Source organism: Pedobacter sp., from assembly GCF_041662865.1.
In the GTDB taxonomy this organism is placed as follows: domain Bacteria; phylum Bacteroidota; class Bacteroidia; order Sphingobacteriales; family Sphingobacteriaceae; genus Pedobacter.
In genome coordinates this window covers 1-2,919 of sequence record NZ_JBAZRL010000116.1, presented here as the reverse complement: position 1 = coordinate 2,919, position 2,919 = coordinate 1, and the positions used below count along the sequence as shown (strand labels likewise).

Sequence of the window (2,919 nt, the reverse complement as noted above, 5' to 3'; positions counted from 1 at the left end):
TCATAATCTAAACCTAAACTACCATTGAACATCTCCCTTGCCCAATCAGATAGGCCAAGCTGGGTAACCGTGCTGTTAACTCCGTTACTAACAGTAGTATTTGTTAAACCTACGCTCGAAGTTTGAGGATATGCAAGCATTGTTCCTAATGCAGTATTCATACTTAAGCGACCAGTTTTAGCGGTAAGGTTAAATGCACCTGTATTTTGGCGTGTTCCTGCGCTAGCATTTACACTTCCACTTACACCTTGCGCATTGCTCTTTTTAGTAATGATATTGATAATACCACCAGAGCCTTCTGCATCGTATTTAGCCGAGGGGCTTGTAATGACTTCAACACTTTTAATTTGATCGGCAGGAATCATTTTTAGCGCATCGGCAACACTATTGGCCATTGTACCCGACGGTTTACCATTGATCAATACTCTAACAGCACTACCACGTAGTTGTACATTTCCATTTATATCAACAGAAAGCATCGGCACTTTACGCATTACATCTGTTGCGTCGCCACCAGCATTTGTAGCATCAGCTTCCGCGTTATAAACCATACGATCTATTTTATTTTCGATCATTGCCTTTTTACCTTCAACCGTTACTTCATTTAAAGTGTTAGCCGTGCCAATTAAATAAATTGATCCTAAATTTTGATCTGGTTTTTCTGGAGTGGTTTTTACCAAAACGCTTTTGGTTTTATAGCCTAAAAAACCGATTGACAATTTATATTCGTCGGGTGCAATATTTTGTAATACTACTTTCCCTTTCTCGTCAGTTACACCACCATTAACTGGTTTGTTATCTTTAGTTTTTGTGAGTGAAACACTAGCGTAGTCAATAGGTTTTTGAGTTGCGGAATCTAATACTGTGATAGTTATACGACCTACTACAGTTGGCTTAGCTGGACCGCCCATGCCTGGGAATTGAGCCTTTACATTAATTACAAATAGTAAAGACACGCAAAAAAGTAAAATTGATTTCATTTAGATATTGTTTGTTTGTTAATTAGTCTTACAAATTTAGATTTTGTTACAGCGCCACATAGGGATTTTAGTCCGCTGGTTTGTAAACAGCGGTGAATTGTAGGATTTAAACGGTGAAAGGGAATTGAGGGAGTAAGGGTTAAGAATTTTCTACTTCGAAGTGTTCGATCTCTTTTAAAAATTTTCCAGATTTTAAGATTGAGGTCCATTCTACACCATAGAACATCATTCTAAACCACCTTTTATCCATGTTTTTGATATCTATATTTCTAAAGAACCAAATACCTATGAACGTAAATAAGGCTACGATTGGCATTTGAATAAACCAGAACGCAAGTGGTCGTTCATTAATTAATTCAAAATTAATATTCCAAGTAGCGAACACTGGGAATTGCAAGAAACAAATTGCAATCACTCGCACAGTAGAACTTTGTAATTTTGCCAATTTTTGTTGCATCTGTATAATATTTTCGCTGCGATCTATTTCACTGATAAGCACAACTTGTCGTATATACATTGCAACGGCAGTTAATGTAACCCCTAAATGAATAATTACAGAAATATTAATAAAGACTGAAGCGATTGGGCTTAGGTGGTATAAAAAATAAGCGATCATGGTTGCATACACTATACCCACTGTAATGGCTAAAAGTTTATAATTTCTCGCAGGCTTAAGTGCATTCTTTGCTTTCTGTTGTTGCAATTCGTTGATTAGTTTGTGATTGATGGAAAGTGTCTTTGCTAACTTCTCATCGTATTGTTTCCAAAGATTAATAATTTCTAAATTGTCCATGTTTTATGAGTTTGGGCGATAAGCGATTAGCGTATAGCGTTTTTGTTAAATTGTTGTTTTAATTGTTCTTTTATCCTGCCAATTTTCGTAGCCACATTGGTAGTACTAATTCCAATGATCTCGGCCATTTCTTTGTGGGATTTTTCTTCCAGATAAAGTAGCATCAGTGCCCTGTCTAGTTCTTTTAATTCACTGATAAACTGTTGAAGCGCTGTTAAATTTGATTCTAGTGACTCCTCCATATTTTCATCGGCGATTTCGATCAAATGATCGCCCATTAAAACTGTACTTGTCGTTTTTTTCTCCTTGCGATAAAAAGTAATAGCTACATTTAAGGCAATCCGATACATCCAAGTTGAAAGTTTGTAATTGTTGTTAAAACTACCCCAAGACCTCCATAATTGATAAATTATTTCTTGCGCAAGATCTTCTCGATCGTTTGTATTGCGGCAATAAGCATTACATATTTTAAATATAATGCGCTTGTTCGCCTCAATGATGGTCAGGAAATCGGGTGGAGCAGTTAACTTTTCTTGCATTACTAAATCATCTTTCCCTATTATTCGCAACAAGGTGGGAAAAATCACAAGAATAGAAAAATTTTTAACCACAAAGGCCACCAAGAAACAAAGTGAATTGCATTTCTTAGTGGCCTTCGTGCCTTTGTATTAATCCTTACACTACCAAATTCACAATCTTCCCTTTAACGAAAATGATTTTCTTCGGCTCTTTACCTTCTAGGTAACCTTGAATTTGTTCATTGCCTAAAACAATTTCCTTTACCGCTGCTTCGTCTAAGCTCAAGCTTAAATTTAAATTCATTTTCATCTTGCCATTTACCGATACTGGGTATGCAAATTCATTTTCCTCTAAATATGCTGGATTAAACGTAGGATAAGGGGTATTAGATAAATCAGTGTGACCCAATAGTTCCCATAATTCTTCGCAAATATGAGGGGCGTATGGAGAAAGCACCACAACTAAATCTGATAAAACCGCACAGTTTTTACATTTCAAATCAGTTAATTCATTTACCGCAATCATGAAACTCGAAACAGAGGTGTTAAACGAAAACCGTTCAACATCATCTTGTACCTTTTTAATGATTTTATGTAAAGCTTTTAATTCTGCTTTTGTTGGTTCGTT

4 protein-coding genes are annotated in these 2,919 nt (G+C 36.0%); all 4 read right to left on the bottom strand.

Going from position 1 to position 2,919, the window contains the following annotated elements; translation table 11 throughout:
* Window positions 1–980: carboxypeptidase-like regulatory domain-containing protein (locus WC622_RS16875; RefSeq protein ID WP_372820859.1), on the bottom strand; the 980-nt coding region annotated here is incomplete at its 3' end.
* A gap of 139 nt (window positions 981–1,119) precedes the next feature.
* A complete protein-coding gene (locus WC622_RS16870; protein WP_372820858.1) occupies window positions 1,120–1,773 on the bottom strand; it encodes a hypothetical protein in 654 nt (217 codons plus the stop codon).
* A gap of 26 nt (window positions 1,774–1,799) precedes the next feature.
* Window positions 1,800–2,312, bottom strand: coding sequence for an RNA polymerase sigma factor (locus WC622_RS16865; RefSeq protein ID WP_372820857.1), 513 nt, complete (start codon window positions 2,310–2,312; stop codon window positions 1,800–1,802).
* Window positions 2,313–2,448: 136 nt separating this feature from the next.
* Window positions 2,449–2,919, bottom strand: a 471-nt coding sequence (locus WC622_RS16860; protein WP_372820856.1) for a class I tRNA ligase family protein, incomplete at its 5' end; no start/stop codon positions are given.